The 16,552-nt window shown below is 60.0% G+C and carries 13 protein-coding genes and 1 pseudogene; 10 read left to right on the top strand and 4 right to left on the bottom strand.

The features are described from left to right. Positions 1-78 precede the first annotated feature (78 nt). Positions 79-1,662, top strand: coding sequence for a glucose-6-phosphate isomerase (locus BV034_RS13115; RefSeq protein WP_050027465.1), 1,584 nt, complete (start codon positions 79-81; stop codon positions 1,660-1,662). A 42-nt stretch (positions 1,663-1,704) separates the two neighbouring features. Continuing rightward, positions 1,705-2,073: a hypothetical protein gene (locus tag BV034_RS13110; RefSeq protein ID WP_265592953.1), complete on the top strand. Its 369-nt coding sequence runs from the start codon at positions 1,705-1,707 to the stop codon at positions 2,071-2,073. Between the two features lie 13 nt (positions 2,074-2,086). Here the strand turns inward: BV034_RS13110 and BV034_RS13105 are convergent, their stop codons facing one another. Beyond that, a complete protein-coding gene (locus tag BV034_RS13105) occupies positions 2,087-3,301 on the bottom strand; it encodes a M14 family zinc carboxypeptidase (RefSeq protein WP_265592952.1) in 1,215 nt (404 codons plus the stop codon). Positions 3,302-3,509: 208 nt separating this feature from the next. Here BV034_RS13105 and BV034_RS13100 point away from each other — a divergent pair, with 208 nt between their 5' ends. From BV034_RS13100 to BV034_RS13070, 8 genes are all read left to right on the top strand, one after another. Further along, positions 3,510-4,961, top strand: coding sequence for a right-handed parallel beta-helix repeat-containing protein (locus tag BV034_RS13100; protein ID WP_050027462.1), 1,452 nt, complete (start codon positions 3,510-3,512; stop codon positions 4,959-4,961). A 41-nt stretch (positions 4,962-5,002) separates the two neighbouring features. After that, positions 5,003-5,422 carry a hypothetical protein gene (locus tag BV034_RS13095; protein WP_050027461.1) on the top strand — a complete coding sequence of 140 codons (420 nt, stop codon included), beginning with the start codon at positions 5,003-5,005 and terminating at the stop codon, positions 5,420-5,422. A gap of 147 nt (positions 5,423-5,569) precedes the next feature. Further along, positions 5,570-6,025: a hypothetical protein gene (locus BV034_RS13090; protein WP_050027460.1), complete on the top strand. Its 456-nt coding sequence runs from the start codon at positions 5,570-5,572 to the stop codon at positions 6,023-6,025. Further along, a complete protein-coding gene (locus BV034_RS36000; protein WP_265592951.1) occupies positions 6,022-6,201 on the top strand; it encodes a hypothetical protein in 180 nt (59 codons plus the stop codon). The genes BV034_RS13090 and BV034_RS36000 overlap by 4 nt, the downstream gene beginning before the upstream one ends. Positions 6,202-6,451: 250 nt before the next feature. Continuing rightward, entirely contained in the window at positions 6,452-7,522 is a 1,071-nt protein-coding gene (gene glpX / locus BV034_RS13085) for a class II fructose-bisphosphatase (protein ID WP_050027459.1), read from the top strand. 341 nt (positions 7,523-7,863) lie between these two features. Beyond that, on the top strand, positions 7,864-12,414 hold the full coding sequence (locus BV034_RS13080; RefSeq protein ID WP_050027458.1) for an FHA domain-containing protein: 4,551 nt from the start codon (positions 7,864-7,866) through the stop codon (positions 12,412-12,414). A 158-nt stretch (positions 12,415-12,572) separates the two neighbouring features. Further along, positions 12,573-13,613 (top strand): PmoA family protein, encoded by a 1,041-nt coding sequence (locus BV034_RS13075; protein WP_050027457.1) that lies wholly within the window; start codon positions 12,573-12,575, stop codon positions 13,611-13,613. 38 nt (positions 13,614-13,651) lie between these two features. Beyond that, positions 13,652-14,512: a hypothetical protein gene (locus tag BV034_RS13070; RefSeq protein WP_265592950.1), complete on the top strand. Its 861-nt coding sequence runs from the start codon at positions 13,652-13,654 to the stop codon at positions 14,510-14,512. A 99-nt stretch (positions 14,513-14,611) separates the two neighbouring features. On the opposite strand, the gene BV034_RS13065 is transcribed toward BV034_RS13070, so the two are convergent. The 3 genes and pseudogenes from BV034_RS13065 to BV034_RS13055 form a co-directional block, all read right to left on the bottom strand. Beyond that, positions 14,612-14,884 (bottom strand): hypothetical protein, encoded by a 273-nt coding sequence (locus tag BV034_RS13065; RefSeq protein ID WP_265592949.1) that lies wholly within the window; start codon positions 14,882-14,884, stop codon positions 14,612-14,614. A gap of 14 nt (positions 14,885-14,898) precedes the next feature. After that, the gene (locus BV034_RS13060; RefSeq protein ID WP_050027454.1) at positions 14,899-15,900 is read right to left on the bottom strand and encodes a LysR family transcriptional regulator; all 1,002 of its coding nucleotides are present in this window, start codon (positions 15,898-15,900) and stop codon (positions 14,899-14,901) included. A gap of 386 nt (positions 15,901-16,286) precedes the next feature. Continuing rightward, positions 16,287-16,552, bottom strand: a pseudogene (locus BV034_RS13055) (ATP-dependent helicase); the annotation flags it as partial.

Here is a 16,552-nt window from a genome sequence, read left to right as displayed (position 1 = left end):
CACCAGATGCCTTCCGGGGTCAAGCAGTGCTTCCATTCGCCCTTGCACCCGGTTGCAATCCTGCTTACATCGGCCCCAATGAGTCTCTGGCAGCGTTTTCAATCCAACTTCGTCCGCTATTCTGACCTGGGCATCACGCTCGACATCAGCCGAATGAACTTCGGCGATGACTTCTTCACCAAAATGGCTCCCCTGACAGATCGGGCGGTGGCCGACATGAAGAAGCTGGAGGCGGGTGAAATCGTCAATCCCGACGAAGGTCGCATGGTGGGGCACTACTGGCTCCGCAATGCCAAACTCGCCCCCACCCCGGAGTTGCAAAAAGGCATCGAAGACGACATCGCCGAGAGCAAAGCCTTCGCCGCCAAGATCCACGCTGGCGAGATCACCACAGAAAAAGGCGGAAAGTTCACAAAGCTGCTCGTGATCGGCATCGGCGGCTCCGCCCTGGGTCCGCAGTTCATGCGTGACGCCCTGGTGGACTCCTGGACCGCCCCGCTGCAGACCTGGTTCTTTGACAACACCGACCCGGAAGGCATCCAGCGCGTGTTCAGCGAGATCGGAGAAGGTCTTGCCGAGACGCTCACCGTGGTGATCTCCAAGTCCGGTGGCACGCCAGAAACCCGCAATGGCATGCTTGAAGCGCGGGCCGCCTATGAGCGAGCTGGGTTGAATTTTTCCAAGCACGCGGTCGCTGTCACCGGCACCGCCGCCAACAACATCAGCAGCAAGCTGGAAGCCTACGCCACGCAGAACAACTGGCTGAAGATCTTCCCGATGACCGACTGGGTGGGCGGTCGCACCTCCGTGATGCACACCGTGGGCCTCGTGCCCATGGCCCTGCAGGGCGTGGACATCGACTCCCTCCTGGCTGGCGCTGCTGCCATGGATGAGAAGACCCGCTCCCTCCCGGTGGCGCAGAACGTCTCCATGCTGCTGGCTCTGATGTGGCACCACGCCGGCGGCGGCAAGGGCGCCAAGGACATGGTCATCCTTCCCTACAAGGACCGTCTGGTCCTGCTGAGCAAGTACCTCCAGCAGCTCGTCATGGAGTCGCTGGGCAAGGAACTGGATCTGGATGGCAACAAGGTCAATCAGGGCATTGCGGTGTACGGCAACAAGGGCTCCACCGACCAGCACGCGTATGTGCAGCAGCTTCGCGATGGGGTGAACAACTTCTTCGCCACCTTCATCGAAGTGCGCAAGGGCTCAGACGCAGCTCAGGTCGAAGTGGAACCAGGCACCCGTTGCAGTGACTTCCTGCAGGGCTTCCTGCGTGGCACGCGGAAGGCCTTGTTTGAGAACGGGCGTGAGTCCGTGACCATCAGCATTCCTGAGGTGACCCCCTTCACCGTGGGAGCCATCATCGCCCTCTATGACCGCGCGGTCTCCTTCTATGCCAGCCTGGTAAACATCAATGCCTACCATCAGCCGGGCGTCGAGGCGGGCAAAAAGGCCGCTGGGGTGTTCCTCACCCTACTCTCCCAGGTGCGTGAACAGCTTACCAAGGCAGGCAGCGGCACCGCCACCGCCATTGCCGCCCCGCTACAGGCCGATGTGGAGGACGTCTATCACTGCCTCACTCACCTGGCCGCCAATGACGCCCAGGTGTCCGTGACTCTGGGTGGCAGCCCGGATGAGGACCAATTTTCATCTCGTTGATAGAAAGTTCATGCTGGAACTTTCTTTCTGCTCGATTGAAAATTGAAAATGTTGAATGAGGCGGTGCTGGCAGTAGTCCCGGGTGGCGAGGTGGAGAATTTCCCCCTCGCCTATCAGCTTGCGTGCATTGTTTTCACGGGGCTGTTCCTTTGGACCTTCAGCATCGCCCGCGATCCCAGGGGCTGGCGCCGCCTCTATCAGTCGCGATTCAGCCGGGCGGAGGAAATTTCCGTGAATCGCAACAAGCGGCTGGATGAGGTCATCAAGCGCAATGCCTTGATCATCGCCATGTTCTTTCTCGTGGCGGATGTGGTCGTCTTCGTTGTGGGCATCACCTACCAGCACCGCCATACTCCGCACGAGATGACCAAAGAGGAGCTGTTCCGCGCCCAGGAGCTGGACAAGTACTGAGCTGAGGTAGCCACTACTGACCACGCTCCTGGAGATGGGCCCGGAGCGCCTTTGCAAGAGCCGCCCCTACGTTTCGATACCCCTCCGTGGTGCTGGCCGCCGTATTCCAGGGGGTCTCCAGACACAGTGCCACAGTCTTCGCATTGCCGTTGGCCTGCACCCAGTTGCCGCTGATCTGCCGCCACAGGGGGTGGTATGATGAAGCCGTGATCTTGGGCTCTGCCAGCATGGGCATCACGGGTTCGATCTCCTTTCTGGCGAGTTTCAGGAAATCCGCCTGGAAAGCCTTCGCTTCCGGTTTGAGCAACTCCAAGGCAGGAGCGTAGAAGAAGGCCTTCAAATCTCCGGGAGCCGGGTTGTGCAGATCCAGGAACACATCCAGTCTTCCCTCTGCAGCCAGTCCCTTGAGGATCTTTTGGGCGGCGGCCACCTCATTCCAGTTGGGTTTCTCGCTCCAGTCGCGGTTGTGATCCTGCGGCAGCGCATCCTTGCCCCCGTTCCCAGTGGCGGCGTTGTCCACATCCATCACGGGTACCACGTAAATCTCGGCATTCTGCCTCAGCCAGGCGGCGCCAACGTCGGCACTCATGACCCACTCCACGAACCCCTGGCAAACCCAGCTGGATCCGGACTCCCAGGCATGCTGGCGGGCGTGCACCCACACGCCGAAGCGCCGCTCCGGCACCCGGTCCCCCTCACTGATCCTCAGCATGGGCACGCGACGTCCCTCACGGGAACGGCAGAGCTCCATCTCCTCTGCCACCCGATGCTCTGAGCCGGTCTGCCGCACCCACTCCTCTGCCTTGGCCGGAGAATACGGAGGTCCCCACGCGACCAGAACTCGCCCATTGGCTGAAGCCGTGGCCACCGGAATCTGATACTCCATCTGGCCGTCGGCCCCCTTCTTGCCTGGCTCCGTTTGCAGCCAGGTCTTGCCATCGATCGACCATGCCGCACGCACAGGCATGGCCCACGATGAGGAAAGGGGCTTCGTCAAAGGTCCGCCAGCCCCTTTGGCCACCACTGCATCACTTCCCGACAACTTCAACGTCAGCGGCTGGTCCTGTTTCACACCGGCAACCCGGAAGTACCACCAGCAGGGCCAGCCACGTTCCGCCTGTCCACCCGGCATAAACCTGACTTCCTGAGTGGCGGCATCCAGGCCCAGCACTCTCACCGACGCTCCGTCAAAGTCCGTCTCAACCTCCAATGCATGGATCGGAACCATGCCCATGCATGAGAGCACTGCTGCCAATACACCACCTGCCGAAAGCGTCTTCATGCTCGCGAGCATAAGCTGTTCCTCCACCGCATGACAAGACCGGAACTTGAGATGGCGACTCTTCCAGTGATGACAAAAATACCAGTACCGTCCCCTATCGCATGCAACACTCCCCTGCATTCTCCGTAGGTACAGGCTCTCCATCACCCGCCCCATGAAGCTGCCGCACACTGTCCCCTCTTTTCGTCTCTTGATCACCAGTCTGATCCTGCTGGCGGTCGCTCCCTTCCTCCAGGCGGAGGGTGGCAAGACGGTGCGTGATTTCGGAGCGGTGGGTGATGGCAAGGCCGACGACACTGCTGCCATTCAGAAGGCGGTGGACAGCGGGCTGGGCTCGATCGTGCTGCCCAAGGGCAACTACCGTCTGACCAAAACCATCACGGTGGATCTGGATAAGACCGGATTCACCTCGCTCGTCAGCGATGGCACGGGCAGTCTGGTCATGACGGCGGGCGGGCCAGCACTTCACTTTGTCGGCACTCACCTGACGGGCTCCGCAGATCCCAAAAGCTTCCAGGAAAATGTCTGGCAAAACCAACGCATGCCCATCGTGCGGGGGGTCGGCTTCACGGGCACCCATGCCGAGGCCCATGGCATTCAGGCCACGGGAGTCATGCAACTCACCGTGAGCGAGACCAACATCCATCGCGTGCGCCATGGCATCCGGCTCACGACGCGCAACCGCAATGTCCTGATTGCCAACTGCCACATCTATCACAACACCGGCTGCGGGATCTTCTACGATCATGTGAATCTGCACCAGTCCAACATCGTGGGCAGCCACATCAGCTACAACGCCCAGGGCGGCATCGTCTTCAAAGGCGGCGAGGTGCGCAATGTCCATATCGGCACCTGCGACATCGAGAGCAACATGACCGCGGACACCGCGCCCACGGCCAACATCTTGATCGACTCCTCCGAAGGCAGCACGGACGAGGTGGCCATCACCGGCTGCACCATCCAGCACAACAGCAAGTCACCCGGCAGCGCCAACATCCGGGTACTGGGCAAGGGCGTCACCAGCCTCAAAAACAACACCCCCACCCAGGAAGGACACATCACCATCACGGGCAATGTCTTCAGTGATGTGATGGTGAACATCCATCTGGACAATGCCCGCGGAGTGAACATCACGGGCAACACCTTTTGGGAAGGCTTTGAACACGACCTCCTGGTGGAAAACAGCCAGTGCGTGGTGGTGGGGCCCAACGACTTCGACCGAAATCCCCGCTACGTGGTGAATGGGAACTGGTCCAAGGATCTGAATGGCCTGACCTTCCGCAACTCAGCCGACTGCAAGCTGAACGGACTTCTGGTGAAGGGAGTCTGGCAAAAGCCAGCCGCCGTCCTGCTGGAGAAGTGCGACCGCTTTACCGTCACGGACTGTAGCATCTTCGACTGCGATAATATCGGGCTCTGGTTGAAGGATTGCACCCGCACACTGGTCTCGGGTTGTGTCATTCGTGATGATCGTGAGGGAGAAGCCAAAAAAGGCACCCTCTCCCTCCGGCTTGAAGGCGGCCGCGACAACCGGGTCCGCGACAACATCGTGGCCAACGGTCTCAAAGTCGACGAAGGAGTTGGCGTGGTAAAAGACAATGAGTAAATTGTTCATATCCGTGGTCAAACTCATCCGCGGCAAGCACTATGAAGCCGCTCCTGGTCCTTATCCTTCTGATGGTGCCCCACGTCGTTGCTTTGGGAGAACCCGCATCCGATAAGGTTGATCTTCAGTTTCCCACGAAGGTCCATTTGACGGCATCACAGCTACTTCAAATGGAGGGGTCTCCAGACGCGATAGACAAGATCATCGGACAATTCGTACTGCTCGATGTTGTCGTCACCATCGAGCGGGAGGTTCCGCTTGTGGAGATCGTGTCCCCAAAGGAAGCAGGTGATTCGGCGCACCCCGCCAATCCCATCCACGCCCACGCCCACCTTATCAGCGCCACCACCACAGCATCGTCGCTGAAGAAAGGCAATCGACTCCGCATCGAAGGCATTGTCGTTGACGAAGGTTTTGGTGCCTACACGATCTACCTTCACCAGGCTTGGTCGATCAAATAGCCAATCCGCGTAGCCCCGCGTTAAAGCTACTCCAGTGAGAGCGTCGCGGCTGCAATCCCTGCGTTCCTTTCTCGACGCGCCCGGACGAACAGACAATTTTTACAATCACCTGACAAATTGCAGAGCATCGTTGAGCAACCTTTCCCCATGAAACTGTTGCCAGCCTCCGTTCTTGCAGCCCTTGTCTTTCTGACAGCATCGGCTCGTGCCGCTTCGGATGCAGATGTCACCCTCTTGAAGGTCAAAAAGGTCGTCATTGAAGAAAGCGTGATCACGATCGTCGTCACCGAGGCGAAGACTCGCATCACGCTGGTCCGGGAAGCTTACGATCCCAAATACTCCGGGGACAACTGGCACGGAATGCCGGTTACGAGAGTTCAAGTCATCTCAAACAACGCCACATTCACGATCAAGCGGGGTGAGGAAGCCGAACCGGGCGGGCCGTTGGAAAACGTGTGGCAGAGATCATTGAAGACGGCCAAGGACCTGCAGGATGGCAAGGAAGTCGGACGAATCGGTTTCTATGCCCCCGACATCGTCATCAAAGAGAACATGATTGATTCCATCACTGGTTTTGGCTACCTGTATCCGAAGGGGAAATGAATGGAACGCCCAGTCGCGCGCCGAAGCGTCCTGTTACGAGAGCGCAGATCTTGAGCAATGAAAATGCAGTGGAAGAACTGGCGTGGGAGAATTTGGATATTGTTACAAATGGGGCACTGAATCCCGATGTGGTCGATGAATCGAAATTCCAAATATCCATTCCCGCTGTTCAATAGCTTTCGCTGAACGCCCAAGGACTCAGAGCCAACCCCACACCGCCGGGAGGACCGTAGCAGGCTATCGTCCTGCCAAGCCGCATCTCACTCAGTCTGCCTGACATCACCTGCCGCCCCAGGAGATTTTGATCCACACAGGTTCTGAGGCCCGCATCAGGTATCCCGCTTCTGCGTGACAAGAAAGCTGAGATTGGGCATCTGCGTCGGTGCACATCTGTGCTTTAGTCAGCCGCAGCTTTCCTTCCGCCCCATGCAGCCCACCGACCTTCCGCCTCTCCGTAGTTCTCTCGACCTGGAACGGATTTTGGAGTTCGAATTCGTGCGTGCCACGGAGAACGCGGCCCTCCAGGCCATCCACTGGCTGGGGCGTGGGGAGAAGGAGAAGGCCGATGCCGCGGCCTGCGCCGCCATCGCAGGTGTTTTCGATCTCCTGGACATCCGGGGAGAGGTCGTGATTGGCGAGGGCATCAAGGACAATGCGCCCGGGATTTTCGTCGGGGAGCAGCTCGGCACCTGGCGCAATGGCAGCCCGCGTTTCAACATTGCCCTGGACCCGATCGATGGCACGACCAACATCGCCAAGGGCCTGCCCAACAGCATCTCGGTCATGGCCGCCGCCCAGGTGCCGGATGGAGCGCCCAACGTGATGAAGAGCCTCCCAAGCTTCTACTGCCACAAGATCGCCTACGGTCCTGCCGTGAAGAAGGCCCTGGCAGAACAAGGCACCCGCAGTTTCCTGGACATGCCTCTTAAAGAGGTGCTCAGCTTTGTGGCTGAGGTGCTGGGGAAGCGCGTCAGCGATCTGGTCGTCGTGACCATGGACCGGCCCCGGCACGGCGAGATCTTCCGCGAGATCCGCGAGGCAGGTGCCGCCATGCGCATGATCTCGGATGGCGACATCACAGCGGCGGTCGCCCCTTCCCTCCCCGACTCGGGAGTGGATCTCTATATCGGCATGGGTGGCTCGCCGGAAGGTGTGCTCGCCGCCGCAGCCCTGAAGTGCCTGGGAGGCGACATGCAGCTGCGCATGTGGTTTCACAACCAGGAGCACCATGCCGAGGTGGCCGAGCTCGTGACTCGCGAGGAGCTGACAAAGGTCTTCTTTGTGGAGGACCTCGTCATGGGCGAAAGCGCCCTCTTCTGCGCCACAGGCATCAGCGACAGCTCCCTCCTGCCGGGTGTGAAGCTCATCGGACACCGTGCCGAGACGCACTCCATTCTCATGCGGGCCCGCAGTGGCACAGTGCGCCACATCCATGCGACCCACCAGCTGGACAAAAAGGTCGTGCCGTTGCGAGAATCATTTATGAAACATGCCTAAAATCTGGCATTCGAGTTCGCGAAAGTTTCTCTACAGAATCCAATTTTCGATACACTCCGTCGGGGAGAGGTGACGATCTGCCGTGGCTATAAGCTCTAAGGTGGATCTGTCGTCTCAATAAACCCAACATGTCGCTTCCTAGTGCTGGACTTTTGGCGATCTTCCCGCCATGATCGGTGGTCCCGAAAGCACCTCTAAGACACAGCTGCGCCCCCACGGCTGATTCGCAAGTTCTCCGTGCCCCTTCCATTCACATTTCCCTCTCTCCCGTGAGATAATTTGCAAAACTAGTACAATTCACCGGATTGAGTCACGTCTGCCGCAGCTCCACCGATTCCGCCATGGCCACCCTCGTATTTGTCCTTGAAGATGAACGTGAAATCAACGTGCCCTTGGAGGGCCTCATCACTTTGGGTAGCTCGGAGGACAACGATGTCGTTGTAGACGACGCCACCATTTCCTCAAAGCACGCGGTGCTGGAGCCATCGCACCAGGGCAGCTACGTGCTCCGTGACCTGCGGTCCGAAGCTGGCACCTATGTGAACGGGCAACGGATTCAGTCTCAGATGCTCCATCATGGCGATGACCTCGCCTTTGGTCTCCTGCGCGGCCGGTTCTTCATGCCGCAGAGTGCGAACCCTCCCACGCAGCGGTCCAACACCCCCCCTCCCCCAGTTAAGGAGACGGCTCCCGTCATCCCTCTTGGCACCACGCTCAAGCCTGCTCAAAAGGTCGCACCCCAAGAGCCCTTCCATTTGGAGATCCACTCCAAACAGGAACACGTGATCCAGCGGCTGAAGTCCCTGGAAGCACAGGAGCAGCAGAAGATTGGGCAACTGGAGCAACTGCAACGCCAGGGGGCAGAAGCGGCCGCCAGACTCAATGCGCTACAGGTGCAGATGCGTGAACTGCAGGACCACTCTGCCCGGGAGCTACAGGAAAGTCATGCCGCCACGGCACAAAAGCTGGAGGCCTCCCTCAGTGAGCAACGAGCCCAGCAGCAACGGCTGCAACTGGAGATCAATGGTCTGGAGCAACAGCGCGAGGCCAAAGGTGCTGGCATCGCCGACGCGGAAAAGCGTCTTCAGGAACTGAAGGACGCCGTCCAGTCCCAGGAACAACAACAGCAAGCGCTGTCTGACACCCAGATTGCCATTCGCGAAGGTCAGTCCCGGCTTGAAGGACTGCTGGCAGAGATCACCACGGCCGAAGGGCGCAAGAGCGAGGTCCAACAAACACTCGCGGAACTGGATGCCCGCCAGGCCACGGTCGCCGATCTTGAACAAAAGGCGCGCCAGGCGTCAGAGAGCCTGACCAGCACGCAGAGCGAGATCCAGCAGGCGCAAGCTCGCCTTGCGGAGCTGACCCTCGCCCTCAGCACACAAGCGGAGCAGGAAAGTGCCCTCAAAAAATCCCGTGAAGATCTGACCGAAGCCCAAGCTGAGCTGGAGATCGTGCGGGCTGAACTTGCCGGCTGGGAGACACAGCGCCAGGCACTGCAAGAGAGCGTGACCAAGGTGGAAAGCCACCACCAGACGCTGCAACAGCAGATCGGTGAGAAGGAAAGCGCCTTCAGCCGCGCTCAAGCGGATCTTGAAACCGTGGAGCAGCGCCTTCAGGAGCTGCAAAGCACGACCCTTGGAGTGGAAGCCCAGCAGCAGAAGCTGATCGAGATCACCCAGGCGCTTCAATCCGCCCAAAGTGACCTCGACATCGTCCGCAACGAGACGGCGGAGCGTGAATCTCTACGTCAGACCCTGCATGAGACCATCAGCGGTGCAGAGGGGCGTCATGCCACCCTCGTGCAGGACATTCAAGAGAACGAGGAGCGCCTGACCCGCACGCAGGCCGAATTGCAGAACGCGGAACTCCGGTTGCAGGAATTACAGAGTACAAGCCAGTCGCTTGAATCCCAGCAACAAAAGCTGCAAGAAGTGACCGTTGCTCTTAAAAAAGCCCAGAATGATCTGGAAACTGCCCACGGCGAAGTGACCGGCTGGCAGACCAAGCTGACGACCCTGGAGCAGGCCGTAGGAGGGTTCGAGCTCAAACACACAGAACTTCTGACGAGTGTGAAGGAGCGCGAGATGCAGATCACCGGTCTGCACTCCTTCTTCCAAGACAGCGAGGCCCGCAAAATACAACTCGCGGCAGATGTGGCCGACCTGGAGGAGAAACAACGGCTCCTCGCCCAGACCAACCAAAGCCTCATGGAAAGCCAGGGGCGCCTCGAAGCTGTCCGCAAGGACCTCTCCGGCTGGGAGAATCAACGCGCTGCGCTGCAGACCACCATTCAGGAGCTGGAGCAGAAACAGACTGCCACCCAGGCCCAGATTTCGCGGAACGACCAGCAGTTGTCCGAGACCCAAGCCGCCATTGTCGCGGCGGAGGAGCAACTTGCGGAATTGCAGACTGCCGTAGCAGAATTCGATGAGCGGCAGCATCTGCTGCTTACCACGAACGACTCCATCGCTCACGCGCAGGATCAGCTCTCCACGCTGACGATGGCCATCACGTCATTCGAGACCCAGCGCCAGTCCCTGCAGCAGACGCTGGTGGGCTTTGAACAGCAGAACCACACGGCCCAGACGGAAGTACAGCAGGCGAGGGCCGAGCTGGAACGGCTGATGGAGCAGAAACAACAACTGGCCCGAGTCCTTGCCGAGAACAAGGAAGCGGATTCGATTCGCGAAGAGTTGCGGGGTGACGTGGCCAAGCTGCAAACGCGGCGCGACCTTCTCCAGCAGGAGATGGAAGAACTGGAGAACAGCCGGGTCGAGACGGAACTGCAGATCACCCGTCTGCAGGCTGATGTCACCCGGGCCAGTGAAGAGCTTCACCAGACAGAGTCCCTGAAGCTGGATGCGGAGAACGGCGTGACCCGCAACCGGGATGAGGAGACCCGCCTCCAGCAGGCGCTGGTCAACCTCCGCTCTGAGCACGACCTGGCGATCAATTCCCTGGCGGCCCGGCGGGAGGACCACAGTGCGATGGAGACACGGGTGGCAGACCTGACCAGCGAGGCGCAGGAACTTGCCGCCACCATCACCAACCACAAGGTGGAGCAACAACGTCTGGATCAGACGATTGCAAATTTGGACCGCCAGCGCGTGGAAATTGAGGCCGTGCTTCAGGAGCAGGAAGAGGCACTGCACCGCTCCACCTCGGCTCACAAACTCGTCGAAGCCAAAGTCAAAGAAGCTGAAGCCACCGTGCAGCATCTGCGTGAGCAGGAAGCGGCACTGGCCGGCACCTCCGACTCCCTCACCAACGCCCAGAGCCACCTCGCAGACCTGGATTCTCAAATAGGGTCCCTGGAAACGAAGCGTCAGGGGATGGAGAACACCATCGTGGGATTGGAGAAACAACAACGTGAGCTCCAGACCAGCATCACCCTGCGCGAGCAGGAAGTGGCCACCGCGATCCAGTCTCTTAACGAAACCCGGACGCACAACGAGAAACTTCGCCTGGAAGGCAAGACTCTCGAGCAAAACAATGGCAATCTCGATGCTGAGGTCAAGGCACGTCAGGCCAGCCTGGCCGATCTGGACAAGCGGCACCAGGAGAGCGTGAACATGGTGCGCCAGCGCGAGAACAACCTCGCCATGGTGAGCAAGTCCCTGGAGCAGTCCGAATCCCTCCAGCAGAACCTCAAGCTGGCTCTGCAGGCACTGGCCGCCCAGCAGACGGATGCCCAGGTGGAAGTGCAGCGGCTCAATGCCACCCGCGACTCCCGGATCAGCGAGATCGAATCGCTCAATGTGCAGCGCCAGCAGCTGGACGCCCAGGTGCAGAGCCTCACGCACGAGGCCGCCACGGCCAAGGCCCGTGCCGCAGAGCTGCAGGTGCTGGTACAGGCCCGCGAGGACCAGATCAAGACTTCAGAGACGAAGTACACGAATGCCGAACTCCGCCGCAAGGATCTGGAGCAGCGCATCGTGACCCTCTCCGGGACCGAGGAAAAACTCTCCCTTGCCCGCCAGCAGCTCAAGCAGGCCGAGGAGGCCCACGCCGCCCTGCAGACGCTGAACTGCAAGTTCGACGAACGCAAGGCTGAGTACAACACGCTGGAGAAGCGGCTGGACATGTTGCGCCAGGATGAGAAAGGCACTGACGCCGCCCTCACCGCCCAGCAGAAGGCGCTCCAGACGCTCATGCAGCAGTCTGAGGCCGCCAAACAGCGCCAGCGTGCTGAAGGACTGGCACTGGACAAGCAGCTGCAAGCCTCCCGCGACGCCCTCGCTTCTGCCAACAAGCAGCTCCACGAAATCACGGCCAAACATGAGGAGTTTGTTCAGCACAACCGCCGGCTCGAAGGGGCGGAGGTGAAGCACGCCGAGATGCTCGCCCGCATCAAGCAGTCTGAACAGCAGTCCAATGAGTTGGTGGCCCGCCTGCGCAAATTTGAGCAGGAAACGGTGGATGCCCAGGCCCGCCTGAAACAAACCCAGGCCATCGAGCAGACTTCCCAGGAGCGGCTCGACACCCTGCGCAAGCAGGAGGGTCCGCTCAAACAGGCGCTGCAAGACCTCCAATCTGCGCAACAGGCGGAACGCCAGCGGTTCGAGGAGATGCGCGTCATCAACCAGGACGCCGAGCGCCATGCCGCCCAGCACCGCGCCCAGCTCGAGAACGTCCAGGACGAGATGCGCCAGGAGATTGCCGACCTCGAAAACCGGCTCTCCACCCTGCACAGCTACAAGGAAGATCTGGACCACCGGTATGCCCGCCTCGCGGCTCTGCCGGAGAACTCCCCCGAAGCCCGCGAGCTCTGGAAGGACATCCAGCGCGCCAAGGAGGAGATCGCCTCCAAGATGCCCTCCAAAGGTGGCATCATGGCCCGCCCCCAGACCCGCAGCGTGGTGGTGCCCCGCGGGGGCCGCGCGGAATAGGCCGCACAGAACTGTCACCCTTCGACGACCACGGCCGCCTCGCGCAGTCGTGGTCGTTTTGTGATCGCTTCTGACCTTTGTGAATCTTCTCTCATGGAGTTCGGTGCGGCATCTTCCATCCGGCTGCAAACTCAGAGCATTTTCCACGTAGAGTGAGCATGCGTCCCAGGTTTCTCCCTTCATCCCCTGCCCTCTCGCTTTCACTCGCCATCGCGCTGTCGCTGGCCGGTGGACTCTCTGCGGCCGATACCTCGTTCACCATCCAGAAGACTGGGTCCGGCGGCCTGGTCATCCAGCACGAGGGCAAGCCTTTTGCCGAGTACGTGGTGGATCAGGGAAACAAACCCTACCTGGCCCCGGTGTTCGGCCCCACGGGAAAGCAGATGACCCGTTCCTATCCGATGAAAACAGTGGACGGGGAGCAGCATGACCACCCTCACCATCGCGGCATCTGCTTCGGTCTGGAGGACACCGCAGGATTCGACACCTGGGCAGAGAAAGCCACCTTTGAAGAACAGCTCAAGAACCCCAAGCAGGCAGACAAGGCGAAAGCCCGCCTGGCGGCACTGGGCGCGATCAAACACCGCGAGTACAAGGAAATCAAAGGTGGTGACAAATCCGCCGTGGTGACCGCGGTGAGTGACATCCTGGATGTGAATGGCAAGAAGCTCATGGAAGAGCAACACACCATCACCTTCAGCGTCACTTCCGATACCCGGGTGATTGACTTTGACATTGATTTCATCGCCTCCGAGGGACCGGTGAAACTGGGTGACAAGAAAGACTCCGGCTTCAGCATCCGCGTTCCCACCAGCATGGCGGTGAAGAACGGCCAGGGCACCCCGGGCGGCACCATCATCAACAGCGAGGGCATCAAGGACACCGACGCATGGGCCAAGCGTGCGAAATGGTGCGACTACTCCGGACCTGTCGAAGGGGAAACTCTTGGCGTGGCCATGCTCAACCACCCTTCCAGCTTCCGCTACCCCACCCCCTGGCACGTGCGTGACTACGGTCTCTTTACCGCGAACCCATTTGGCACCCAGAGCCTCGACAAGACCCAGCCAGACGGCACGGTGGAGCTGAAGAAGGACGAGCATCTCAAGCTCCGTCACCGCCTGATCTTCCACAAAGGCGACGCCAAATCCGCCGGTATTGAGTCCGCATGGGAGGCCTACTCCAAAGAGGATCGCAAGTAATCCAAGGTCACTCTCTGGCCTCTCAGACCCGCTGCACCATGCTCCGATCAACAGCACTCACCCGATGGTCTTTCCACCTCCTGATGGTTGGTGTGGCAGCATGGTGCGGCCAGGCAGTGGCAGAGGGTCAGGGACAGATACAGGAACCCCCTGCCACACCCTGGAAGTTTGAGGAAATACGCCGTGTCCCCGCTGCCGAGGCCAAGCAGGGGGTGGCGGTGGACGAGTCCCATTTCTACGTCATCGACAACCGGACGATCGGAAAATACCGTCTGGACAATGGCGAGCGCGTCGCCCGCTGGGAGGGTCCGAAAGGCGGCCCCCTCACGCATTTGAATGCTGGCATCGTGCGGGATGGAAAACTCTATTGCGCGCATTCGAACTTCCCCTCTGTGCCCACCGTCAGCTCCGTGGAGATATGGGACACCGCCACCCTCAAGCATGTGGGCAGCCACAGCTTTGGCCACTTTGTCGGCTCGCTGACTTGGGTGGATTTCAAGGACGGCTTCTGGTATGCCTGCTTTGCCCAGTACGCCAAGACCGGGGCCGAGCCCGGCAAGGACCCGTCCTTCACCGAGGTGATCAAGTTTGACGACCAGTGGAGGCGACTGGAAGGCTGGGTGTTCCCGGCCGCTCTAGTGGCCAAATTCGGCGGAAACAGCAGCTCCGGCGGCGGTTTTGGCCCCGAGGGACAGCTCTTCATCACCGGGCACGACGCCAGGGAGTTGTACCAGATCGCCTTTCCCGAGGCGGGATCGGAACTCATCTGGACAGGAACCCTTGCCACCACCTTCCCCGGTCAGGCCTTTGCCTGGCAGCATCCCGGTCAGGGGCTCCTCTTCGCGATCGATCGCGGAAAGCGGGAGGTGGTAGCGGGCCGGGTGGTGAAGCAGCCGTGAGCGGGGCGCGGGCGTGGTTGTTTCCACATCCCCATGGGTTCGAGGAAGCAATTTCACAATTCCTCCCACATCAAACCGGAAGCCACTGCCCCGAAGCGATCAACTCTCCAGCGTCCAGTCAAACAGGGTCGTCACTTCCAGCGCCTCCGCCACCAGCAATCCTGGCCCAAAGAACTGGATCTCCATACCGGGACCAAGCAAGTGATCACATGGATCGCCTTCCATGGTGACCCACGCATGCCCCCGCCAGCCCTTGAGAAGGATGCCTTGAGCGGAGTCCAGCATCCAGGAACGGATGCGTTTGGCACTGGGGAGATTCCCCGGAGTTGAGCCCCGCTGAAGCAAATCTTTCGAAGTGGTGTCGAAAGGCATGGGCGCGGCGGTAATCATGATCGTCTGCGGTTGGAATTGAGCGTGCGAGGGCGGGTGGTCACTCGGCGTGGCGTGGGCGGAGGTCCGTCGGACGCAGGCTCATGGATGATCTCCAGTTCTGGAATGGGCACCTTTCGCGCAGTGCTCCAAACACGCAGGACAGTATCTCGCACCACGGCAACAGCAGGGTCATTGGCCCGGGCGGTCTGGTAACCGATGCAAAGTGGCACGGAAGCTCGAAAATGAGGAAGGGCGACGATGCGGCCTTTGAAATCAGGTGAATCGATCTGGTTGCGTGAGGTAAGCGTAACGCCCAATCCGTCGGCCACCAAATTCAGAACCGTGAGACATTCGTTCACACGAAAACGTGGGCTAATGTTCAGGCCCTGTTCATTGCAGATGCTCTGGATGGCGAGGAAGTAAGAACACATGCGGGAGACAAAAATCCACGGCTTGGCCTCCAGCTTTTTCCAGTCCGGCTTGGAAAGCTCTTCCGCCCACGCAACGGGGGCAGCGAGGCAGAGCTCGACAGTATCAACCTGATGCCAGGTGAGCTTGGGATTGTTGCACTCCCCTTCAAAGAAGCCGATGGAAATGCTGCCCTCATCCAGCCCCTGAAGAATGACACCGCTGCTGCCGCAGAGCATTTCATAGCGCAACTCCGGGTGATTCGAGGTAAGCTCGTGCAGAATCTCCATGAGGCGCAGGATCTCCGGTCGGTTGTTCAACCCCAGCACCATTTCGCCAGAGATGGTGTCCCTGAGCGAATCGGCCTGAGCCCTGAAATCCCGGGCGGCATCCACCACCCGACGAGCCTGATCCTGCAAAGCCTTTCCCGCCGAAGTTAGGACCATCCCCTTTGACGTACGATCGAAAAGCTTCATCCCCACCTCGTCCTCCAACGCTCGAAGTTGAGCGCTCAACGCCGGCTGGCTGGTCATGAGCTTTTCCGCCGCCCGGGTGAGATGACCTTCTTCGGCAACGGTGAGAAAGGTGCGGAGGTGGTAGAATTCCATGGCGAGGAAGGGTGGTGTTGGGGAACTTCACTGAAGAGCGATCAACTGAGGCAGTTGTCACACAACGCATAGTGCCGTTTTTTCATGAAATGCTCCAATCGCATTTTCAGATGGCGGGCATCGGAAATTCAGATGAAGCCTCTGAAGCTCAACCCTGGGGCCGACAGAAAGAATCTCGCGCCACTTTCAGGGCGCAACTTCCCAACTACCCCTATACCCAGGCCCTGCGACCGCTTCGCGGCCTCCGTACCTGGGCTGGGCTCTACAGGCCCTTCGGGCCGCGACTGTCGGCTCAGCGCCCCCATTTATCTGACCTCACACAATCATGATGGCGCACTATCGACACGCCATCATGTTGATCCATCGGTGGATTCCCACCTCACCCCCTACCGCGCACCACGTCGCGACTGGCCATCGCGCTGCCCCTGACCTTCGCCCTGCCCCTGCCCCTGCCCACGGCCACGCCCTTGGCCGCCCGCGCCGCCACCACCACTGCCGCGTCTCTGGCCACCGCCACCTTGACGGGGGCCACGACCCTCGCCACCGCGGCCACGCTGGCCACCACCGTCGCTGCGGCGATCCATGTCGGGTGATGCAGCGGAGGGGGCCTCGTTGTAATCAAAGCCCTCTGCCCGCTTCCGCACAATGCCAC

The organism is Verrucomicrobium sp. BvORR034, from assembly GCF_000739635.1.
In the GTDB taxonomy this organism is placed as follows: domain Bacteria; phylum Verrucomicrobiota; class Verrucomicrobiia; order Verrucomicrobiales; family Verrucomicrobiaceae; genus Verrucomicrobium.
The sequence above is the reverse complement of the archived record's forward strand: the minus strand, read 5'-3'. Positions and strand labels throughout refer to the sequence as shown.